The sequence below is a fragment of the Candidatus Eremiobacteraceae bacterium genome (genome assembly GCA_036511855.1).
GTDB lineage: Bacteria > Vulcanimicrobiota > Vulcanimicrobiia > Eremiobacterales > Eremiobacteraceae > JABCYQ01.
The window spans coordinates 1-15,790 of sequence record DATCBN010000029.1 but is presented as its reverse complement, the minus strand read 5'-3'; the positions used below and the strand labels follow the sequence as shown (position 1 = coordinate 15,790).

Genomic DNA, 15,790 nt, shown 5'->3' with positions numbered 1-15,790 from the left:
GCTGCTGCCTTGGCAGACGCGGCAAAGACAATTCGTCAACGCGGATAAAGCGGCAGCGATCCTTGGAGAATTGCGCGTGCGATGGGAGCGGACACCGCGCCGCCGTATCCCGCGTCTTCCACCAACACAGCGACGGCGAGCCGGGGTGCTTCAGCCGGCGCGAAACAGACGAACCACGCGTCCGGCGGCGCCCCGTTGTGCGTGCCCGTGCCCGTCTTGCCCGCGACGGTGACCGACGGCAACGCGGCTGCGGTGCCGGTACCGTATCGGACGACGGCCTCCATCATGGATCGCACCTCGTCGGCGGTGTCGCTTGAGACCGGCCGGCCCCAGACCGAAGCGGGTATGCGCAGAGGAGGTCTGCCGGGAATGCGGATCTCCTTGAGCAGCATTGGCCTCATCATGGTACCGCGATTCGCGATCGCCGACGCGATGAGGGCCATCCGCATCGGCGTGACCGTCAACCCGCCTTGGCCAAACGCCATCTGGGCCAGCTCCGATGGGGAGATCGACGTCACCGGGGGCACGTCGTCGCGCGAGACCGGAACGGGCAATCCGATGTCGCCGCCGACTCCAAACCGCTGCAGGTATGCGTAGAAATCGTCAGTGCCCAATTTGACGCCGATCTGCGCGAAGTCGACGTTGCTCGACAGTGCGAACGCGCCGGTGACATCTTGCGTACCGGTCACTTCGTTTTGGTCGTTGTGCACGCTGTACTGACCGATCTGGAAGTAGCCGGGATCGCTGAACGTGTCGGAGACATCGATCGCGCCGCGGTCGAGTGCGGCGCTGGCCGTGAATATCTTGAAAGTGGAGCCGGGCGGATACAAGCCGTCGAGCGCGCGATCGAGCAATGGCGAGTCGGGTCGGGTTCGGAGGCCGGAAAACGATTTCTCAACATCGTTCGGATCGAACGTCGGCCGGTTCACGACGGCCAGAACGGCGCCCGTGCGCGGATCCAGCACGACGGCCGCGCCGCGCACGCCCGCCGGCATGGCCGCGTCGACGACGGCGGCGATATCGCGCCGCAACGTGAGCACGACCGAACCGGCTCGAACGGTTTGCTTGTCCTGATGTCGGAGCAATCCATCGATACCCGCCGCGTCCGCGCCGCTCGACACCGGCGAGATCACCGTGTCGAACGCCGCTTCAAGCCCCGACTCGCCGTAGACAGGCGAGGAGTAGCCGACGATCTGCGCGAGCGCCGGGCCCGCCGGATAGATCCGCTTCCCGCCTTTGCTGTACGCGAGCGGAACGCCGGTCGCGTCGAGGAGTTCGCCGCGAGCGGCATTGCCCTGCGCGTATCTCGGGTTTCCACTCCGTTCGTCGATGGCGGCGCGATCCACCAGTTGCACGCGCGCTTCTTGCGCAGCGAGCAAGGCGAAGAGCACGACGAACGCGGCAGCGATATTGAGGAGACGACGGCGCACAAAAACCGGACTTCCAAGAGTGCCGGCACTCGACCTTGCCGCTTCTAGTTTGAGTCATGCTGGAAGGCTCGCCGACCAGCCGCGTCGATAGTATGTCAGCCTATGCAAACGCGTCAACCGCAGTCTGGTCCGCCGCGAGGGATCTTCGACGAATCCAAGCCGTTGTGGCAGGTGATGGCTCTCTTTCTCGTGCCTCTCACGATCAGCAATCTCTTGCAATCCGCCTCGGGCACGGTGATCAGCATCTACATCGGCCGCATGATCGGTGTGGACGGCCTCGCCGCGACGTCGTCGTTCTTCCCGGTGCTCTTCTTCCTCATCTCGTTCCTGATCGGGTTGACCACCGGCAGCACGGTGCTCATCGGTCAAGCATTCGGCGCGCGCGACGAACACCGCCTCAAGCAGGTCGCAGGCACCACCGTGACCGTCTGTCTGTTGCTCGGAATCGGCGTGGCTGTGTTCGGGTCCCTCTTCGCGCACCAGGCGATGCTCGCACTCGGCACACCGGCGAACATCCTCGACGCCGCCGAAGGCTACGCGAAGCTCATCTTTTTGGGCATGCCGTTCGCCTTTGTCTTCATCGGCTACGTCACGTTCATGCGCGGCACCGCCGATGCAACGACGCCGCTCTATTTCTTGATCCTGACGACTATACTCAGCCTTGTGATCACGCCGGCGTTCATCCGCGGCTGGTTTGGTCTGCCGCAACTCGGCGTGGGGAGTGCCGGCCTCGCGTTTGACATCGCGAACACCGTCGGCTTGATCGCGCTCATCATCTATCTGCGCGCCATCAAACATCCCCTCGCGCTGGATTCGGAGACCATCCACAACTTGCGCATCCGGTGGCCGATCTTCGTGCAGCTCGTCCGCATCGGTTTCCCGACGGGCATTCAAGTGGTGATGATCTCGCTGTCCGAAGTCGCCGTCATCACGTTTGTGAATCATTTTGGATCCACCGCAACCGCGGCGTACGGAGCGGTGAACCAGATCGTGAGCTACGTGCAGTTCCCCGCGGTCAGCATCAGCATTGCGGCGTCTATCTTCGGCGCCCAGGCCATCGGCGCGAAACGCGAGGACCTTTTGCGCCGCGTCGTACACGCGGGCGTTGCACTGAACTATGCCGTGGGCGCCGTGCTCATAGGGCTATGCTATATCTTCGCGACCGATCTCGTCTCGCTGTTCATCACGAATCCGGCTACGGTCGCGGTGGCGCACCAACTGCTGATGATCACCTTGTGGAGCTACCTCATCTTCGGCAACTCAGCCGTGCTGTCGGGCATCATGCGCGCCAGCGGCACGGTATTGTGGCCCACCATCAACGGAATCGCTGCAATCTGGCTCGTAGAGGTGCCTGTCGCCTACATGCTTTCCAGGCATATCGGCCTTGCCGGAATCTGGTACGGATATCCGGCGGCATTCATCGTCGCACTTTCATTGCAGACGTTGTACTACACGTTTGTGTGGAAACGGCAGCGCCACGAGATGCTGCTCGCCGCCACCGCCGCAAACCCATAGTCACCGATTCCGTACAAATGCAACCGTACTCGGGCAACCGTACTAGGGCAAGCAACGCTTGCCCCGTTCTTTATGTGGAGGGCAATCATCGCTTGCTTATTTTACGTACAAGGCTGAGCGCCACGAGGCGTTTTGCTTTATGCGGGCGTGTCACATTTCTAGACGCGAACGGCTTGAGTCCGTTTGGTTTCCTTGGCGGGAGGCCTTCCGGGATCGAATCCCACCGCCCGCACACCATTTCCATGAGAGGCAAATATACTGCGAGATCCACTCCAAGGGCCACCGGCAAAGCCCTGCCCAAACAGCGGGCATGACCACCGTTATACGCCTGCATGAAATGCGGCTATATCGTTCTTTTTGCGTGGGCTCCCTGACGAATCATTATTCTGAATACTCTACTGTCCTCTTAAAGAACCGAGCTTGAACTACAACGCGAGCAGCGGGTGGACGTACTCTTGCAGGGGGCGGACGGACGGCGCGACGTCGGTGCGGGCCGCGAGGGCGAGCAGCAGCGCGCGAACGGTGTCGAGCGACGTGAGGCACGCGACACCGACTTCAACGGCGGCGCGGCGGATCCGGTAGCCGTCGCTCTGCGACGAAGACGTGCTCGCCGCGTCGTTGATGACGAGGTCGACGCCGTTGTCCATGATGAGATCGACGACATGCGGCGATCCTTCTTGTATTTTATTCACCCGCTCGGCTGCGATGCCGGCATCGGTCAACAGCCGCCAAGTGCCCGGCGTGGCGTACACGTGATAGTCCATCTCGACGAACGCGCGCGCGATCGGCAACGCCTCCGACTTCTCCGCATCCGAAACCGAAAGCAATATCCGCCCTCCCGGCGGCGGCGGCGCGATGCCGGCGCCGATGAGGCCGCGAAGCAGCGCTCCCGCATACGAATCGTCTATCCCCAGCACTTCGCCCGTCGACTTCATCTCAGGGCCGAGCATGGTCTCGACGCGACGCAGCTTGGCGAACGAGAAGACCGGTACTTTTACGGCGACGAACGCCGGCCGCGCAGCGAGTCCGAGTGGCAAGCCCATGTCTGCGAGCTTCTCACCGAGCGCGACGCGAGCGGCGGCCGCGACCAGCGGAACCCCCGTGAGTTTTGCGATGATCGGCACTGTGCGGCTCGCCCGTGGGTTGGCTTCGATGACGTATAGGTCGCCGTCGCGTACGATGAATTGAATGTTGATGAGCCCGCGGATACCCAATTCCGCGCAGAGCGCTTCCGTGACCCGCGCAATGCGAGCCTCCATCTCAAACCCGATGGTCTGCGTCGGATACACAGCCATCGAATCGCCTGAATGGATGCCGGCGCGCTCGACGTGTTCGAAAATGCCCGGGATGACGATCGACTCGCCGTCGTAGACGGCATCGACTTCGACCTCGATGCCGGAAATGTACTTGTCCACCAGCAAGGGCGCGTGCGGCTCGATAGGCGGCGCGCTTTCGGCGTATGCCGCAAGTTGCGCCTCATTGAAGACGATCTCCATCCCGCGACCGCCGAGCACGTATGAAGGACGGACGAGAACGGGGAACCCGAGCTCTCGAGCGATCTCACGCGCCTTGCGGAAAGAGAGCGCAGCCCGCCCCTCCGGCCGAGCCACACCAAGACGGTGCAATACGTCGTCGAATTTCTGCCGGTCCTCGGCCAAGTCTAGCGCCGTTTGATCCGAGCCGAGAACGCGGATGCCGCGCGCGGTCAATTCTCGCGCAAGATTGATCGGCGTCTGTCCGCCGAAGCCGAGCAAGACGCCTTCGGCTCCGGTCGCGCGAACGGCAGCCTCGACCTCGTCGACGCACGGCGGTTCGAAGATCAGCACATCCGAAATGTCGAAATCGGTGCTGACCGTCTCCGGATTGTTGTTGAGGACGATCGACGCGACGCCCGCCTCATTGAGCGCCCACGCCGCGTGGACGCACGAGTAGTCGAACTCTATGCCTTGACCGATCCGGATCGGCCCGCTGCCGACGACGACGACGCTTCGGCCTGCCGGACGTCTCATCTCGTCTTCTTCACCAGCCGTCGCATAGTAGTAGGGCGATCGTGCGGGAAATTCCGCCGCGCCGGTGTCGACCATCTTATACGCGTTGCTCGAGGCAGCCGCGCCGGCAGCCTTCACATCAACGAGCAGAAGGCCGGAGAGCCGCGCGATCGTGGTATCGGCGAATCCTTGCAGCTTGGCGCCGACGACGGCTTCGCTTGCAGTCTCGCCGCGCAACCGCTCTTCGGTCTCGACCAGCTCCTGTAACTCCCACAGCCAAAACGGGTCGATGGCGGTGAGCTCCGCGATCGACTCGACGGTGCGCCCGCGCCGCAAAGCTTCGGCGATGACGAAAAGCCGCTCGTGCGTGGGTGCGCGCAGCACGTCGTCGAGCTCGTCGTCGCTCCACTGGCCGAACTTCCAGCCCGTCAGCGCGTCGCGGCCGATGTCGCACCCGCGGACGGCTTTCATCACCGCCTGCGAAAACGTCCGGCCGATTGCCATGACTTCGCCGGTGGACTTCATCTGGCTTGAAAGGCGCGCGTCGCCCAGCGGAAACTTGTCGAACGGCCAGCGCGGGATCTTGACGACGCAGTAGTCGAGCGTGGGCTCGAACGCCGCCGTCGTCACACCGGTCACCGGATTGGGTATCTCCGTGAGACGCTTTCCTAAAGCGATCTTCGCCGCGATCTTCGCGATTGGATAACCCGTCGCTTTGCTCGCGAGCGCGGACGAACGCGAGACCCGCGGGTTGACCTCGATGATCTGGTAGGCATCGCTGTGCGGATCCAGCGCGAACTGGATGTTGCAGCCGCCCTCGACGTTGAGATGCCGGATGATGTTGATCGCGGCGGTTCGCAGTCGCTGATAGTCGCGGTCCGAAAGCGTCTGCGACGGCGCGATGACGATGGAATCGCCGGTGTGAACGCCCACAGGGTCGAGGTTTTCCATATTGCAGACGACGATGCAGTTGTCGGCTCCGTCGCGCAGGACTTCGTATTCGACTTCTTTCCAACCCAACAGCGAGGTCTCGAGCAGCACCTGATGGATGATGCTCGCCTTGAGGCCGGATTTGAGTATCTCAATCAGCTCTGTGCGATCGTAGGCGATGCCGCCTCCCGTTCCGCCGAGCGTGTACGCGGGGCGGATGATGAGCGGGTAGCCGGCCTCCTCCGCGAACGCGATGCCTTGCGCTATCTCGGTGACGATGACCGACGCCGGCACCGGCTCGCCGATCGCAATCATCGCCTTCTTGAACAGATCGCGATCTTCGGCGATGCGAATCGTCCGCAACGGCGTGCCGAGGAGGCGGACATTGTATCGTTCGAGCACGCCCCGCTCGGCCAAGGCGACCGCGAGATTCAGGCCCGTCTGTCCGCCCAACGTGGCGAGCATCGCATCGGGCATCTCGCGCGCGATGATCGACTCGACGTAGATGGGCGTGAGCGGTTCGAGGTACACCGCATCTGCCATCTCCGGGTCGGTCATGATCGTGGCCGGATTCGAGTTGACGAGCACGACCCGGCAGCCTTCTTCGCGCAGCGCCCGGCACGCTTGCACGCCCGCGTAGTCGAATTCCGCGGCTTGGCCGATGATGATCGGCCCGGAACCCACCACCAAGACCGAACGAGGCGTCTCAGCCACGGCGCATCACATCCACAAACCTTTTGAAGACGCCGCGCGCATCGCCCGGCCCGGGGGACGCCTCGGGGTGGAATTGCACCGATTCGACCGGCAACGTCCTATGCCGCAATCCCTCGTTCGTGCCGTCGTTCAGATTGATCATGGTCTGCTCGACGTCGGACGGCAGCGACGCCGCATCCACCGCGTAGCCGTGGTTTTGCGCGGTGATGATGACGTTGCCGGTGCGGACATCCTGCACCGGCTGATTCCCGCCGCGATGACCGTACTTCATCTTGAACGTCTTGCCGCCAAGCGCGAGCGCCAACAGTTGGTGACCGAGACATATGCCGAACGTGGGCATGGTCCGGTGCGCGACCGCGCGCCGCAACGTCTCCACGACGACACCGAGTTCCGACGGATCGCCCGGGCCGTTGCTCACCAGAAGCCCGTCGACACGAAGTGCGAGGATCTCGTCGAACGTGGTGTCGTACGGCACTTCGAGCACGACCGCTCCTTCGGCCGCCAAATAGTTGGCGATATTGTCTTTGACGCCGCAGTCGAGCAGCGCCACTCGAACGGGGCCGCTTCCGCGCGTGGGTTCGCCTTTGGCGGAGACCGCGTCGACAAGGTCTGGGGTCGCCAGCGGTTTGCGTAAGTACGTCGCGAGAGCAGCCGGCGCCCCGGCGACCGCCGCGTCACCGACCGCGAGCACCGAACGCATCGTTCCTTCCTCGCGGAGCCTCGTCACCAACGCGCGTGTGTCGATGCCCTCGATGCCGCGAACGCCTGCGTCATCCAGCCAATCCGGAACCGAGCCGGTGCTTCGCCAATGGCTTGGATGCCGCGTCATCCGTTTGCAGATTACTCCGCCCGCGACGATTCGACGGTGTTGGCGAACCGCCGGATCGACGCCGTAGTTGCCGATCAGCGGATAACAAAATACCAGCAACTGGCCATTGTACGACGGATCGGTGAGCGCTTCTTCGTAGCCGGTCATCCCGGTGAAGAACACCGCCTCACCCTCAGCCATGCCGTCCGGGCCCAATCCATCTCCGCGATACGCCGCGCCATCCGCGAGCACAAGAAGCGCCGGGCGGCTCAAGTGATCACGACGCCGGCGACGACCGTGAGCGCCGGCCTGACGGCGAACGTCCGCCCTTCAAACGGCGTCACGCGGCCCTTCGATCGAAACGCATGTGGATCGACCTTCCACGGTCGATCGAGGTACAGTCCGGTGATATCGGCAGGCGAACCCACTTTGAGCGTGCCGCCTGCAACACCTAACAGCGCGGCGACATTGGTCGAGAAATTTGCGATCATCGTGTTCAGCGGAACGTCGCGCAGCGCGTCAAACGTCGCGGCGACCGCCGTCTCGAGACCGCTGAAGCCGACGGCGGCATGGGCGAACGGCTGCTGTTTCTCTTCTTCTGTATGTGGCGCATGATCGGACGCGAAAATCGAGATCGTTCCGTCTCGGACGGCGTCGCGCAATGCCTCGACATCCTGCTTGGTCCGCAGCGGCGGATGGACGCGCATCCGGGAATTGAATCCGCGCAGCAGGCTTTCGTCGCATTGGAGATGATGGGGAGTGGCCTCTCCCGTTGCCACTATTCCGCGCGAGCGCGCCCAGCGAAGGACATCCACGGTCTCCCGGGCGCTCACATGGCAGAGGTGCCACGATTTGCCCGTCGCTTGCCCCACGAGAAGATCCCGCGCGGCGATCGCGGCTTCGGCGAGCGACGGATTCCCAGCGACGCCGAGCAGGTCGGCCACCGCGCCCTCGTGCATCAGCGAGCCCGCGAATGACGGATCATCGCAATGCGACAAGAACGGTTGCGGCAAGTCCGCGACGAGCCGCGCCGCGTGATACAGCGCCTTGAGCGACGCGGTGGCCGACCCGTCGTCGGAAAAAGCGACCGCGCCGGCCGCGGCCATTTCCCGCAAGCCCGCGATAGCGCGGCCTTCAAGTCCTAACGTCACGGACCCGACCGGATAACAGCGCACAAGTCCCGCGAGCGCAGCAGCGGCGCGCAGCCGCCGGACGGCGTCCGCGTTGTCGCACGGCGGCTTCGTGTTGGGCATGGCAGCGACTGCGGTGAAACCGCCGGCAGCCGCAGCCGCCAGACCAGACGCGAGCGTTTCCTTGTGCTGGTCACCCGGTTCGCGCAGATGCACGTGCGGATCGATAAATCCCGGGCTTAAGATCATGCCCGCACAGTCGACGCGTTCGACGGTTTGATCGGAAGAGATCGGCGCGTCATCGCGCAGAGCCGCGATGACGCCATTGCGCACGACGATCGTGCGGATCGCATCCAAGCCCTGCGTGGGATCGACGACGCGCGCGCCCACGAAGTCGCGATTCTCGTGCGAAGTCATGAGGTCCCAGCCAGACACGACTCGAGCACAGCCATGCGGGCGAACACGCCGTTGCTGACTTGCCGCTCGATGCGGCTCCGCTCGTGCGTGACCAGTCGCGACGCGATCTCGATGCCTCGGTTCACCGGTCCCGGATGCATCACGATCGCGTGCGGTGCGAGCGTAGCCATCCGGCGTTCGTCCAGCCCGAAGCAGGCCGCCAAGTCGGCGAACGGCGGCAGCTCCGTGCCGTCGCTGCGCTCCTTTTGGATTCGCAGCAGCATCACAGCATCGGCGGACGGAAGAACAGAATCGAGATCGGTGGCGAGCGATGCGAATCCCCACCCGGGCGCCATAGCCGGCAAGAGCAACGGCGGGCCGCAGAGTGTGACCTTCGCGCCGAGCAGCCAGGCCGCGCGCGCTGAAGAACGCGCGACGCGGCTATGGGCGACGTCTCCGGCGACGACCAGATGGCGGCCATCGAGCGTCTCGAATTCTTCTATCAACGTCACGGCGTCGAGGATGCCTTGCGTGGGATGCGCGTGGCGGCCATCGCCGGCGTTGATCACGCTGCCGTCGAAGTGGCGAGCCATTTCGTGGGGAAAGCCGCTCTCGGCGTGCCGGACCACGATCGCATCGACGCCGATCGCGCGCACCGTGCGCATCGTGTCTTCGACGCTTTCGCCTTTGGCGAGGGACGACGACGACGCATTGAAATCGAGCCAATGCGCGCCGAGCCGCATGCCGGCGGCAGCGAACGACAGCGCGGTCCGCGTACTGGCTTCGAAGAACATCCCGAGAATCATCCGGCCTTGGAGCAGGCGGGCGGCGCCTTCGACGCCTCGCTTGTGTTCGAGCGCACGCGCCACTAACTTCTCGATATCGGCGCGGGTCGCGTCGTCGAGATCGAGGAGGTGGCGCGCTTTGGTCATGCGCGCTCGCAGATGATGACCCGGTCGCTGTCGCTCGGTTCTGGCCGCAGATCGACCACGATGCGTTCGGCGCGCGATGTGGGCACGAACCGTCCGACGTAGTCGGCCTGGATGGGCAGGTCGCGGATGCCCCGGTCTACCATCACGCACAGGCGGACGGCCGATGGCCGGCCGCGATCGGTCAAGGCGTCCAGCGCGGCGCGCACGGTGCGGCCCGTGAAGAGCACGTCATCCACGAGGACCAGCTCCAGGCCGGTGACGTCTGCCGCGATGTCGCTATCCGGAAGGTCGCGTCGTGCGTCGTCGTCGCGATAGAGGTTGATGTTGAGAAAGCCGACGGGGACGGCCACCCCGGTGCGTTTCTTGATCTCGGCGGAAATGCGCCGGCTAAGGTTCTCGCCGCCCCGGCGGATGCCGATGAGCATGAGGTTCTCGCTCGCGCCGTTCGGTTCGAGAATCTGGTGTGCGAGCCGTTCGATGGTGCGCTGGACGGCGGCAGACGAGAATACGACGAGCTTCTCACGGAGCGCGGACGCGGTGGTCGTCTTCACGGTGGAGTCCAGCCCTTTCGACCGAGATGAATCTTGGAGGAGCCGGGCTTATTTGTTCGCTTCGGGACCGGTTGCGGCCTTCCGCGCTGCGGCATAATCTCGCGCTTCGAGCGCATACATCGTCAAGTCGCGGTCGTAGTAGCGCACGGGACCTTGCAACGTCATCGCCAATTTCTGCATGATCCGAAAGCTCGCGCCGTTGGGCGGCTCTGCGACGGCGACGATGCGTGGAAGTCCGAGTTCACCAAAGCCGTAACCGACGACCGCGCGCGCCGCTTCGGTCGCCAGTCCCCGGTTCCAATACTCTTTTCCGAAAATCCACGCGATCTCCACGTTCTCCGTCTTGGCCAGGTGCTGCAATCCGCAGTGGCCCACGATCTTCTCCGGGATGTCGCGCAAAACCACCGCCCACATGCCGAAGCCCGGCGTCTCGTAGCGCTCCTGGCATATCGCCACAAAGCGCTCGACCTTGGCTTGGTCCCACGGCGCACCAGGCGGGATGTAGCGCATCACGTCGGGATCCGAGTAGATCCAGGCGAGCTGCGCCGCGTCGGCGAGCGCAAACGGGCGCAACGTGAGCCGGGGTGTCTGCGCGACGATCATCGATGCACCACTACAGGCCGGCGAGGCGCTCGCGCGATGCGGCGATGCCGGCGTGCAGCTCCGCGAGGCGCTCGCGTTCTTTTGTCACTACCTCGGGTGGCGCTTTCGCCACGAATCCGGACGACCCGAGTTTGCGCTCGATGGTCGCGATCTCGGCTTCGGATTTTTCGATGACGGAACGCAGCGCCGCGTTCTCGCGGTCTATGAACGCCGAGTCGACCGGCAGCAGAACTTCCACCGCGCCGAACCGCCGTGAAAGCGCGTGCGGCGGACGGCCGTCGAAGTGAACTCCGGCGACTCGGCCGAGCCGCTCGAGCGTACCTCGTTCGCTTGTGAGCAGTGCGGACAATTCCGCATCGGCGCCGTTGACGTGCACGTCGCGCAGCTCGCGATAGGGAAGTTTCGGAACCGCGCGCAGCGCGCGAACGGTCTCCACAAAACCCAAGAGGCGAACCATATCCGCTGCAGCGCGCGCGTCGCGCCGTGCGGGCGAAAGACTTGGCCACCGGCTTTGCCCGATGAAGTCGCCTTCGTGCGGCAATCGTTGCCACAATTCTTCGGTGACGAACGGGACCAACGGATGCAACAACTTGAGCACGGTGGTCAACAGCGTGGCCAAAACCGGCACGCGCGAGGGTGCCCGGTCCTTTGCGATTTCGACATAGACGTCGCACACCTGATGCCAGACAAACGAGTATAGCGTCTCGGCCGCCTCGGAAAAGTCGTACGACTCCAACGCCGCTGTGACGCGATCCGTGGTTTCGGCCAATCCGTGCAGGAGCGCGCGATCGGCGAGCGTGAGCTCGCTGTCCGGCGGCAGCGCCGGCTGGGAGTGCTGCTCGCCGAGCTCCGGAAATGTCTGCAGCGCGAACCGGACCGCTTGCCAGAGCTTATTGCAAAATCTTTTCGCATCGTCGCAACGCGCGACCGCGTAGCGAACGTCTTGGCCGGCGTGCATCTGAGAGAACGTGCCGAAGCGCGTCGCGTCGGCGCCGTAGTCGCGGACGAGCTCGATCGGATCGAGCGAGTTTCCCAAAGACTTGCTCATCTTGCGGCCCTGCTCGTCCATGATGAGCGGGGTGACGAACACGTCTCGGAACGGCTCGGGGCCTACAAAGTGGCGTCCCATCATCACCATTCGTGCCACCCAAAGGAATAGAATCTCGCGCGCCGTGACGAGCACCTGCGTGGGATACCACGCGTTCAACTCCGGCGTCTCATCGGGCCAACCGAGGATGGAGAACGGCCACAACGCGCTTGAGAACCACGTGTCGAGCGTGTCTTCGTCCTGGCGGAGCTCCTGTTTTCCGCAAACGGCGCACTGCGGCGGCGGTGTTTTCGCCACCGTGGGATGGTCGTCCGCGCAATACCAAACAGGCAGGCGGTGACCGATCCAGAGTTGGCGTGAGATGTTCCAGTCACGGATCTTCTCCAACCACTCTTCATAGATGCGCCGGTAACGCTCGGGCGTGAACCCAAGCCGACCGGACCGAGACGACTCGAGCGCGGGCGCTGCGAGCGGCTTCATCTTCACGAACCACTGCAAAGAAAGGAGCGGCTCGACGACGGTATCGCAGCGATAGCAAAGCCCCACATTGACCACGTGCGGCTGTTCGTCCACGAGCGCTCCCCGCTCGCGCAGACGCTTCACCGCGAGCGTTCGCGCCGCAAAACGTTCCATGCCGGCGAATTCGGGCTCGACATCGCCCGTCATATCGCCGTCGAAGCCGATGACCGTCGGGGACGGCAGCGAATGCCGCTCTCCGATCTCGAAATCGGTTTGATCGTGAGCCGGCGTGATCTTGAGGGCGCCCGTGCCGAACTCGCGCTCGACTGCAGCGTCGGCGATGACCGGAATGGGCGCTGGCAAGAGCGGCCGTTGCACTGTCGTGCCGACGAGATGTTTGTAGCGCGCGTCATCTGGGTGCACGGCCACGGCCACGTCGGCGAAGATGGTTTCGGGTCTCGTGGTCGCGATGACGAGGCCCTCGCCTCCCGCGGCATCGCGGTAGCGCACGTGATACAGCACGCCGGGCCGGTCTTCGCGCTCTACTTCGGAGTCGGACAGTGTGGACGTGCATCGCGGACACCAGTTGATCAGCCGCGTGCCGCGATAGACGAGACCTTCTTCATACAATGCGACGAAGACGTGGATGACCGCCTTGCTCAAGCCGTCGTCCATCGTGAATCGATCGCGTTCCCAATCGGGCCCGAATCCGAGCGCACGGAACTGCTGGTACAAAATGCCGCCGTACTCTTTTCGCCACTCCCAGAAAAGTTCGACGAATTTGTCACGTCCGAGGTCGAAGCGCGTGCGTCCTTCGCCTGCGAGCTTCTTCTCCAACACGTTTTGGGTGGCGATGGCGGCGTGGTCTTGACCGGGAAGCCAGACCGCATTGTCGCCGAGCATTTTGTGAAAACGCGTGAGGACGTCCATCGGCGTGTAGGTGGAAGCGTGCCCCATGTGCGCGCGGCCGGTGATGTTCGGGGGCGGCATCGCGATGACGAATGGAGGTTTGGAAGGATCGGGCTCGACATGGAACAAGCCGGCGGCTTCCCACCGCTCGTACCATGACGATTCGATCGCCGCCGGATCGTATTTGTCGAGCATCGCGCCCGATGTTTGCGTCATGCGCTCTTTGTTCGGTCGCGTAGGCCGCGGCCCTGCCCTCCGCTAGGCGCCCCGCGCGCACAGCGCGGCGAATGTCTCGGGGTCCACGTTGCCGCCGCTCACGATGACGCCGATTCTCTTAGGCTTCGACGGAATGCGCCGTGACATCGCCGCCGCAAGCACGGTGGCGCCCGCCGGTTCGACGACGATCTTCAAACGCTGCGCCGCGAAGCGCATGGCGGCGCAGATCTCATCATCGCTCACAAGCAGCACGCCGGCGGCACGAGCACGCACGATCGGCCACGGCACTTTGCCGGGTTCGGTCGTGCGCACGCCTTCGGCGATGGTGTCCGGTGCAGCGATCGCGACGCGCTCACCGAGTTCCCATGACAGATACCAATCGTTTGCAGCTTCCGGCTCGACGCCGTAGACTTCACACTTGGGTTGCATGTCTTTCACCGCGGTGGCAGTGCCTGCCAGTAATCCGCCGCCCCCAAGCGGCACGAGGATGACGTCAAGATCAACGACGTCCTCGCAAAGCTCGAGCCCCGCCGTACCCTGGCCCGCGATGATATCGGGGTGGTCATATGGCGGTATCAGCGTCGCACCGCTTTCGTCGACCAATCTCCGGGCGATCGCTTCCCGGTCTTCGGTGCGTTGGTCGTAGGTCACGACCTTAGCGCCGTAACCCGCCGTCGCTTCTAGCTTCATGCGCGAGGCGTCGGCCGGCATGACGATCGTCGCGTCGATCTTGAGCAGATGCGCCGCCAACGCGACGCCCTGTGCGTGATTTCCGGATGAAAATGCTACGACGCCGCGGCGCCGTTCATCTTGGTCGAGTTTGGAGAGCGCGTTGTAGGCGCCACGGAACTTGAACGCGCCTACCCGTTGGAAATTCTCGCACTTGACAAAGACGCTGGCGCCGGCAACGTGGTCTAGAGCAGTGCTCGTCAAGACCGGCGTGCGATGCGCCACGCCCTTCAATCGATCTGCGGCGGAGCGGATATCGGATGCATCCACGGACTGCACGTGCATCGTCGCGGCTTACCTCAAGAAGGCTAGACGCCCTCCACTCGCTGTGAACTTTTCAGCAGCAAATGAGGCGGATGGTCCCAATATAATTAGGACCACTCAGCGACAGGCCTACCCCGTAAAAAGTGACAATTGAATGCCAAGCACCGCTACCGGACTCTCGTCCGCTAATTCTGCTTTGTTCAACTTTAATGTAGGAGGCCACGGATGCACCGTTTTCTTCGCCCGGTCGCGCTTTTGGCGTTGCCCTTGCTGTTAGCGGCATGCGGCAGTCATGGAGCTTCAAGCGCTATTCCGCAAATGTCGGGAGGCACCACCCCACTCGGCGGCAGCTTCGGCCAGCTCGTCGCGCGCAGCATGGACCCGAACATCCGCCAAGTCTGCGGCGCAGTCCAAGAAGGCTACGCGCGCTGTTTCTCATACGTACGAACCGACATCGGCGGCCACATCACGCCCGACGTCGGCGGCTACGGCCCCACGGATCTCCAATCCGCCTACAATCTACCTTCTGCGACGAAGGGCGCCAACCAGACCGTCGGCATCGTCGACGCGTTTGACGATCCCACCGCAGAGTCTGATCTTGCGATCTACCGTTCAAACTTCGGATTGAGCGTATGCTCCACTGCAAACCACTGCTTCCGCAAAGTGAATCAACGCGGAGTGCGCGGCCACTATCCTGGGCCGAACTCGGGATGGGCGCAAGAGATCTCGCTCGACGTGGACATGGTGTCTGCGATATGTCCGAACTGCCACATCCTGCTCGTCGAAGGCGACGATAATTCGTTCCACTCGCTCGCGCTGGCGGTCGATGAAGCTGCTCGGCTGGGCGCAAACGCGATCAGCAATAGCTACGGCGGCGGCGAGTCCGGCGGCCAAGGCGGAAACAACTACGCCTACCACCATCCGGGGCATATGATCACGGCGAGCACCGGCGACGGCGGCTACGGCCCGCAGTTCCCTGCCGGTTCGCAATACGTGACAGCTGTTGGCGGCACCACTCTGCAAAGAGGCGGCGGCACGCGCGGATGGACGGAGACGGTTTGGTCGGGCGCCGGCAGCGGCTGCAGCCAAGTCTTCCCGAAACCTGCATGGCAGCATGACACAGGTTGCTCGATGCGCACCATCGGCGACGTGTCGGCAGATGCCAACC

Annotated in this window: 11 protein-coding genes; 2 read left to right on the top strand and 9 right to left on the bottom strand. The window is 63.6% G+C overall.

The genetic code is table 11. The features are described from left to right. Nucleotides 1-35 precede the first annotated feature (35 nt). The gene (locus tag VII69_04380) at nucleotides 36-1,430 is read right to left on the bottom strand and encodes a penicillin-binding protein 2 (protein HEY5094339.1); all 1,395 of its coding nucleotides are present in this window, start codon (nucleotides 1,428-1,430) and stop codon (nucleotides 36-38) included. 102 nt (nucleotides 1,431-1,532) lie between these two features. Here VII69_04380 and VII69_04375 point away from each other — a divergent pair, with 102 nt between their 5' ends. After that, nucleotides 1,533-2,945, top strand: coding sequence for an MATE family efflux transporter (locus VII69_04375; protein ID HEY5094338.1), 1,413 nt, complete (start codon nucleotides 1,533-1,535; stop codon nucleotides 2,943-2,945). 425 nt (nucleotides 2,946-3,370) lie between these two features. On the opposite strand, the gene carB is transcribed toward VII69_04375, so the two are convergent. The 8 genes from carB to VII69_04335 are packed head-to-tail and all read right to left on the bottom strand — an operon-like array spanning nucleotide 3,371 to nucleotide 14,643. Next, nucleotides 3,371-6,577, bottom strand: a complete 3,207-nt coding sequence (gene carB, locus VII69_04370) for a carbamoyl-phosphate synthase large subunit (GenBank protein HEY5094337.1) — start codon at nucleotides 6,575-6,577, stop codon at nucleotides 3,371-3,373. Beyond that, nucleotides 6,570-7,658 carry a glutamine-hydrolyzing carbamoyl-phosphate synthase small subunit gene (gene carA, locus VII69_04365; protein ID HEY5094336.1) on the bottom strand — a complete coding sequence of 363 codons (1,089 nt, stop codon included), beginning with the start codon at nucleotides 7,656-7,658 and terminating at the stop codon, nucleotides 6,570-6,572. The genes carB and carA overlap by 8 nt, the downstream gene beginning before the upstream one ends. Next, nucleotides 7,655-8,950 (bottom strand): dihydroorotase, encoded by a 1,296-nt coding sequence (locus tag VII69_04360; GenBank protein HEY5094335.1) that lies wholly within the window; start codon nucleotides 8,948-8,950, stop codon nucleotides 7,655-7,657. The genes carA and VII69_04360 overlap by 4 nt, the downstream gene beginning before the upstream one ends. Further along, nucleotides 8,929-9,843 (bottom strand): aspartate carbamoyltransferase catalytic subunit, encoded by a 915-nt coding sequence (locus VII69_04355; GenBank protein ID HEY5094334.1) that lies wholly within the window; start codon nucleotides 9,841-9,843, stop codon nucleotides 8,929-8,931. The genes VII69_04360 and VII69_04355 overlap by 22 nt, the downstream gene beginning before the upstream one ends. Further along, complete coding sequence (gene pyrR, locus VII69_04350) at nucleotides 9,840-10,394, bottom strand: bifunctional pyr operon transcriptional regulator/uracil phosphoribosyltransferase PyrR (protein HEY5094333.1); 555 nt, start codon at nucleotides 10,392-10,394, stop codon at nucleotides 9,840-9,842. Before pyrR ends, VII69_04355 begins: the two co-directional genes overlap by 4 nt. 48 nt (nucleotides 10,395-10,442) lie before the next feature. Further along, complete coding sequence (locus VII69_04345) at nucleotides 10,443-10,997, bottom strand: GNAT family N-acetyltransferase (GenBank protein HEY5094332.1); 555 nt, start codon at nucleotides 10,995-10,997, stop codon at nucleotides 10,443-10,445. 10 nt (nucleotides 10,998-11,007) lie between these two features. Beyond that, a complete protein-coding gene (locus VII69_04340; GenBank protein ID HEY5094331.1) occupies nucleotides 11,008-13,629 on the bottom strand; it encodes a valine--tRNA ligase in 2,622 nt (873 codons plus the stop codon). A gap of 42 nt (nucleotides 13,630-13,671) precedes the next feature. Further along, on the bottom strand, nucleotides 13,672-14,643 hold the full coding sequence (locus VII69_04335) for a threo-3-hydroxy-L-aspartate ammonia-lyase (GenBank protein ID HEY5094330.1): 972 nt from the start codon (nucleotides 14,641-14,643) through the stop codon (nucleotides 13,672-13,674). A 204-nt stretch (nucleotides 14,644-14,847) separates the two neighbouring features. On the opposite strand from VII69_04335, the gene VII69_04330 reads away from it, so the two are divergent. Further along, nucleotides 14,848-15,790 (top strand): hypothetical protein (locus VII69_04330; protein ID HEY5094329.1); only part of this gene is annotated, 943 nt, incomplete at its 3' end.